Here is a 6,631-nt window from a genome sequence, read left to right as displayed (position 1 = left end):
GGGCCCTGGATATTTTGGGGCGTTCTTACAATTGGACAAATGAATATGTTGGGATTGATGAGAACACCTTTATATCGAGGTTTGTAAATGGTGAAAAAACGGCGCTTATCCTTGAAGTAAAGGATGCCGGGACGCAGTTTATGGAGCAAACGGTGCCGGAATATGTTGACCTTTACTATCATTGGGATGAGGTCAATCAAGCGGATTATGATTTATTAATAACCGTAAGTCCGTTTATCAGGGAGAGTAATCGACCGACCCTTTTTCTGCGTCCGAGATGCCTGGTATTAGGTTCTGGTTCACAAAAAGAACTGGATGCTGAATGCTACACTAATGCCATTGAAAATAAACTGATAGAGAATGGATTAAGTCCATTGTCGGTAAAATCGCTTCATTCAGTAGATCTTAAAAAAGAAGAGCATGCCTTTATAGCGTATTCTGAGTCGCGTAATATTCCATTTACAACCTACAGTGCAGAGGATTTAAATTGTGTAGCGGATAATTTAAATGTATCAGAAGCTGCACTAACAGCTACAGGCGCTCAGAATGTGTCAGAAGCCTCTGCTTTGGTTGCTTCAGGAAATCATCAATTACTGCTGGCAAAGCAAAAAGGCTGTGATGAGAATGGTAAACATTTCACCCTGGCAGTCGCCATGAGACTCGCATACGAGCGTCAGGGTATGATCTACATTGTAGGAGCAGGCCCAGGAGATCCTGAATTGGTATCTGTCAAAGGGAAACGACTCTTGCAGTCTGCGGATCTGATATTGTATGCAGGTAGTTTGGTGCCTGAGCAATTAACCCATTATGCCAGGGAAGGTTGTGTGGTTCGTAATTCGGCACAGATGGATCTGGAAGAGCAGTTCGATACCATGAAGACGGCCTATGACAAAGGTGGATTAGTCGTCCGCTTACATACGGGTGATCCGTGTATTTATGGCGCCATTCAGGAGCAGATGAATTTCTTCGACAAGCACAATATGCCCTACGATATTATCCCGGGTATCTCATCTTTTCAGGCAGCTGCAGCTCGATTGAAGTCGCAATTCACCATTCCTGAGCGTATTCAAACCATCATCCTGACACGAGGTGAGGGGCGCACCCCGATGCCTCCCAAAGAGAAGTTATCGGAATTGGCAAAGTTCCAGAGTACCATCTGCTTATTTCTTAGTGTTAGCCTGATTGATGAAATGCAACGTCAGTTATTGGAAGGTTATGCTCCTGAAACACCTGTGGCTATTTGCTATAAGCTCACCTGGAAAGAGGAAAAAATCTGGCGTGGGCAACTGAAAGATTTGGCGAAGATTGTAAAAGAAAATAACCTGACACTGACCGTAATGATTGTGGTGGGTGATGCCATTGACAACCGCGATAACCGTTCAAAACTTTACGATCGAAAGTTCACCCATTTATTCCGTAGTGGTAAGGATGACTAAACAGGCCAACATATTACTCTTTGGCGGGACTACAGAAGGGAAAGCCACAGCCAATTGGTTGAATGATATGGGATTTACCTATTATTATTCGACCAAGACACCAACGTCTTTTCGTGTGCACAAGGGCTCTGAAAAGATGGAGCAAGCTATGAGTTCAGAGGATATGATACGCTTTTGCAAGGATCATCAAATCAATCTGATCGTGGATGCTGCTCATCCTTTTGCCCATGAGTTGCATTGGAATATTCATCATTGTGCAACGCAATTGAATGTGCCGCGTGTGAGAGTGGAACGCTCTTTAACCAGTAAGTCAAGTTCACCGTACGTGCACTACGTCGCTTCCTTGGAGGAGATGACCGAGCTCTGCCAATCCAAGGGCTACGGTAAAATCCTGTCATTGATGGGCGTTAAAAGTGTTGGTGCTTTGCACAGAGCCTTACCTGATAAGCAGTTGTGGTATCGAATCCTGGACCGACCATTATCATGGGACGAAGCACTCAATAGTGGTGTGTATAAAGAACAAGTCATCGCTTCTTTACAATTTGACAATTTAGATGATGCGGCGACCTTAATTGAGGAGCAGGGTATAGAAGCACTTTTAACCAAAGATAGTGGTCATAATGGGCTGGTTGATCAAAAGCTTGAATTAGCCGAAAAGTACCGTATTCCCTTAATTATTATGGAGCGACCAGCATTGCCTGAGTTTACGCTTGTTGCCAAGTGCCGTGCCGATTTACGTAAATACATGGAGGCCAACTTTGGCTTGCCGAATCCGGAACTGGCACATGGCTATACAACGGGTACTTGTGCCACAATATGTGCCCGTGCAGCTGCAATGCTTCTGATTAGTGGTTTTTGCAATGATGAAGAGTCGGTAAGCTTACCCGATGGTGAACTTGTAACAATGCCAATTTATACGAGTGGAAAGGAAGTAACTTCAGCCTATGCAACCGTAATTAAGAACAGTGGCGATGATCCTGATTTAACGGATGGTATGGTCATTGGCTGTCGTATACATTACAATAAAGTTGGGCGTATCCGCTTTGTAAAAGGCGAAGGCGTAGGAACGGTGAGATTACCGGGCTTGGGATTACCCATTGGTGAGCCTGCTATTAACAAAGTACCGCGTCAGATGATTACGAATGAGCTGGAAAGATTGGTCTGCGATTATGACTTGGTAAATACCAGTTTTGATGTTGAGGTATTTATTCTTCAGGGCAAACGCTTGGCCGAGAAAACCTTTAATCCGCGACTGGGTATTGAAGGCGGCTTGTCCATCATCGGAAGTACAGGTCGTATTAAACCTTTTTCATCAGAAGCCTATGTGGCATCCATTGTCAGACAGTTGGATGTGGTCAAGGATAATATGGCCAAACACGTGGTGTTCAACTCAGGTGGACGTAGTGAGCGCTATCTGAGAGAGCATTTCTATACGCTGCCTTCGCATTGTTTTGTGCAGTATGGTAACTATATAGGTGAGGCGCTTAAAGTCGCCAATAACAAAAGCATTCATCAGGTGAGCATGGGCATAATGACGGGAAAGGCCGTTAAGTTGGCGGCTGGTAATCTGGATACCCATAGCAGAAAAGTTGTGATGGATAAAGGGTTTATCTCTAGTCTGGTGAAAGAAGCTGGTTATTCAAATGATATGCTTAAAAAGGTAAAGACGATCACCATGGCGCGTGAACTGGAAACCATCTTTCCTTTTGAGAATGAAGAATCCTTTTTTCAGCTGCTCAAACAAAAGTGTGAATCTGTTGCAGGTACTGTGGTGAAAGGTTTTCAACTGAAAATTATCCTTATTGGTAATGATGGAAAGTTATTGGTGTAGAGAGTATTAAAAAATGATATTAATGAATTAAGAATTTGGATTAACAATGTAAATGACAAGCAATGGATGTGTCGGACTTACAGCCCTCAATAACATTATTAGATTTAGCCATAGCCCTGACGGACTATGCTAATAAGTATTGCCCTTACAGGGCTACGGGTAAATGATTTTTAAGGATCAGGCCTGTAAGGCCGTAACATAGAAGCGCAGGGTGAAGCCCTGCGATCATCGTACAAAAACGCTTAAGCACTGAAAGTGCGATACATTAAATAGTTGTTGTAATAGTGATTCACATTACGAATGACTAAATGGTAATAATGGTAATTAAATAACCAATATATGAAACAAACAAACAATATAAAGAAGAGCATCAATCTCGTCTTGCTACTTTTTGTATGCATACCAGCTTTTAGTATGCATATTATGGAAGGCTACCTGCCTGTTAACTGGGCTGTGACCTGGAGCCTGGCCTTTCTGCCGGTCTTACTTGTTGGAATAAACCGGGTAAAAGTTTTGATCGCTGAAACACCTGAGAAACGTATGATTTTGGCAATGGTGGTGGCTTTTGCATTTGTGCTATCTTCATTGAAGTTGCCTTCGGTAACAGGAAGTAGTTCACATGCCACAGGAATGGGCTTTGGTACGGCTCTGGTAGGTCCTGCATCTATGGCAGTAGTTGGTACAGTTGTATTGCTGTTTCAGATGTTTTTGCTGGCACATGGGGGTATAACAACCCTTGGAGCTAATGCTTTTGCCATGGCTTTTGCGGGACCCATTGTAACATTTTTAGTGTATCGCTTATTCAAAAAGTTGGGGGCTTCCATGCGAGTGGCTTTCTTTTTTGCTGCTGTACTTGGCAACCTGTTTACTTACCTTGTTACCTCTACTCAACTGGCACTGGCACATCCTGATGGCTCAAGTGGTGTGATGGGAGCTTTTGCCAAATTTGTGGGCATATTTGGTATTACCCAGGTTCCGGTGGCTATTGTTGAAGGACTTTTATCGGTCATGGTTATCAATGTTTTAATCAATAATGACTTTGTGAAAGAATCCGATCTTTTTTCATTTAATACATTCAATCGTTTACGCAAAAGAAAAATCGCTCATGAAATCAAATAAATTAAAGGCATACAATTATATGCTGTTAGCATTTGTTGTAATAATACCAATTGTTGCATTATGGCTGGGTGGCGATTCTGAGTTTGGCGGTGCCGATGGTATGGCTGCTGAAATGATTGATAACTCTGATTACATACCGTGGATTGAGAATGTCTGGGCACCTCCGGGAGGCGAAACGGAAAGCTTGTTATTTTCATTGCAATCAGCCATTGGAGCAGGAGTTCTGTTTTATTTCATTGGATTCATAAAAGGGAAAAAGGCCGCCACAAATGCCTCACAATAAACTGAACAGATATCAAGTGTTGCAAGGTACAGTCGAAAAGGCTGTACTGGTAATGCTATGGATTCTTTTAGCAGTGAGTATTCCACATTTACAAGTTCAGGTGGTCATTTTGTGCGCTGGGTTTATAGGAATGCAATGGCTTTTACCCAAAAGAGATCGAAAAGGCAAAGTCCTGGTTATTGGTTTATCCTTTATCCTGGCAGGATCGTGCGGATTAATCTTTGAAGTTGGCAGTGAGAATACAATGGCACTGCTCAATTTTAACTTTCTGGGTTTGTGGTGGAACATTACAGCTGATGGACTTTGGTATGCCGTACTGACTGCCATCAAAGCCATCAATGGTCTGTTAGCAATCCAGTTTGCCATGCGTATGTTTACTTTCGAAGAAGCAATAACCCTGGCAAAGAAAATGAAAGTACCGGATGTACTTATCGAAATGATCTTCCTCTCGTATCGATATTTGCATGGTGTACAATCCTGTGCCAAAGAAATCAGAATGTCGCAGCGTCAGCGGATGGGCTATCAAAGCTTCAGGCTATCCCTGAAATCATTTTCATCCATGCTATCAACGGTTTTTATTAAAAGTCTCCGTATTTCGATGCAAAACTATCAGGCCATGACAGTCAGAGGCTACCAGGGAGTGATATATACACCTACTAAATGGATCAATAGTTCACCGGATACTATTCTGCTGCTTGTTGTATTAGCCACTGTACTTTTTATTTTATCATTCAGTATTATTTAATTGTTTTCTTTAAGCTGATTAATATATGAAGGTTGACATTAAACAAGAAACATGCTTATTGCACCATGTGAATCATCTTGATACTTGTGTCTTGAATCTTGATACTTCTATAAGTTATAGTCAACTAACCTCTAATCGCTAACAACTAATAACTATTTACTCATCACTATTAACTGTCAGATATGTCACTCATTAAACTATCCAATATAAATTACACCTACCCTTCAGGGATAAAGGCATTAAGTAATATATCGCTCGCCATAAAAAAGGGAGAGAAGGTGGCTTTGATGGGGGCAAATGGCTCCGGTAAATCCAGTTTATTTCTATTACTGGCAGGAGTCATTAAACCCGAACAAGGCACTTACCACATTAATGGAGAGACGTTTCGCTATTGCAGAAAGAAGCGCAACAAATTATGTGAGGTGATTGGTTATGTTTTTCAGGACCCGGATGTTCAGGTGGTATCTACACATGTGGATGAAGATGTAGCCTTTGGATTGCGAAATATGGGATTGAAAGAGGCTGTGGTGCAGGAGCGGATTGATGAGTATCTTGAATTGACAGGAATCGCGCATATCAAGCATAAAACAATTCACAGCTTAAGCTACGGTCAGAAGAAGCAGGTAGCCCTGGCTGGTGTGCTGGCTATGGAACCACAAATTACTATGCTCGATGAACCATTTGCCTGGCTCGATTACCAACAATCGCAACGTCTGAAAGCGATCTTGCAACAGCTGGTAGATGCCGGAAAGACATTGATAGTGAGTACACATTGTTCAGACTTTGCCAATGATTGGGCTGATAAAGTCCTGGTGATGAAGGATGGAAGATTGGCATCGGATACATCCACTCATGAATTATTTACGAATGATCGTCTGGTTGACGAATTGGGTATCGCGCCTTTACGTAAGGTTTTGATTGATTAATACACTTTAATCAAAATATGGCACCTCGTTTCAGAAACTTCCGTCTGTCAGAATAGAAAAGGTGACACCATTTCAGAGGCTTTTTCCTATCAAAATTGCAAATGTGACATTGTTTCAGAAGTTATTCTATCTACGTGAAAATTGAAGCTTTTTTTAGTGGTTGTTTAGATATTAAGCACCATATTGAGATGTGAAATAATCAACAATGCTCTAATATATAGACGGTTTACTAATATCTTTATAAGCGAATTACTACTGAAATTTGGAATGTCATATACCGTAGAGTATATT

Annotated in this window: 6 protein-coding genes; all 6 read left to right on the top strand. The window is 41.8% G+C overall.

All coding sequences use genetic code 11. The features are described from left to right. A partial coding sequence (gene cobM / locus AC4MRQ_RS14210) for a precorrin-4 C(11)-methyltransferase (protein ID WP_491198352.1) occupies positions 1-1,436 on the top strand: 1,436 nt, incomplete at its 5' end. Continuing rightward, complete coding sequence (cbiD, locus tag AC4MRQ_RS14205) at positions 1,429-3,267, top strand: cobalt-precorrin-5B (C(1))-methyltransferase CbiD (protein ID WP_491198351.1); 1,839 nt, start codon at positions 1,429-1,431, stop codon at positions 3,265-3,267. The genes cobM and cbiD, both read left to right, overlap by 8 nt. Positions 3,268-3,606: 339 nt before the next feature. Beyond that, positions 3,607-4,386, top strand: a complete 780-nt coding sequence (locus tag AC4MRQ_RS14200; RefSeq protein WP_491198350.1) for an energy-coupling factor ABC transporter permease — start codon at positions 3,607-3,609, stop codon at positions 4,384-4,386. After that, the gene (locus tag AC4MRQ_RS14195) at positions 4,373-4,669 is read left to right on the top strand and encodes an energy-coupling factor ABC transporter substrate-binding protein (RefSeq protein WP_491198349.1); all 297 of its coding nucleotides are present in this window, start codon (positions 4,373-4,375) and stop codon (positions 4,667-4,669) included. The genes AC4MRQ_RS14200 and AC4MRQ_RS14195 overlap by 14 nt, the downstream gene beginning before the upstream one ends. Continuing rightward, positions 4,656-5,414 carry an energy-coupling factor transporter transmembrane component T gene (locus tag AC4MRQ_RS14190; RefSeq protein ID WP_491198348.1) on the top strand — a complete coding sequence of 253 codons (759 nt, stop codon included), beginning with the start codon at positions 4,656-4,658 and terminating at the stop codon, positions 5,412-5,414. The genes AC4MRQ_RS14195 and AC4MRQ_RS14190 overlap by 14 nt, the downstream gene beginning before the upstream one ends. Positions 5,415-5,596: 182 nt before the next feature. Next, positions 5,597-6,340 (top strand): energy-coupling factor ABC transporter ATP-binding protein, encoded by a 744-nt coding sequence (locus tag AC4MRQ_RS14185; protein ID WP_491198347.1) that lies wholly within the window; start codon positions 5,597-5,599, stop codon positions 6,338-6,340. The last annotated feature ends 291 nt before the right edge of the window (positions 6,341-6,631 follow it).

Source organism: Carboxylicivirga sp. (genome assembly GCF_982718395.1).
Note: the sequence above shows the minus strand (reverse complement) of the source record. Positions and strands in the feature narration are given on the sequence as shown.

What these genes read in the sequence shown, in the direction of transcription:
- cbiD (WP_491198351.1), top strand. Translation starts at nt 1,429, where the DNA reads ATGACTAAACAGGCCAACATATTACTCTTTGGCGGGACTACAGAAGGG.
- AC4MRQ_RS14200 (WP_491198350.1), top strand. Translation starts at nt 3,607, where the DNA reads ATGAAACAAACAAACAATATAAAGAAGAGCATCAATCTCGTCTTGCTA.
- AC4MRQ_RS14195 (WP_491198349.1), top strand. Translation starts at nt 4,373, where the DNA reads ATGAAATCAAATAAATTAAAGGCATACAATTATATGCTGTTAGCATTT.
- AC4MRQ_RS14190 (WP_491198348.1), top strand. Translation starts at nt 4,656, where the DNA reads ATGCCTCACAATAAACTGAACAGATATCAAGTGTTGCAAGGTACAGTC.
- AC4MRQ_RS14185 (WP_491198347.1), top strand. Translation starts at nt 5,597, where the DNA reads ATGTCACTCATTAAACTATCCAATATAAATTACACCTACCCTTCAGGG.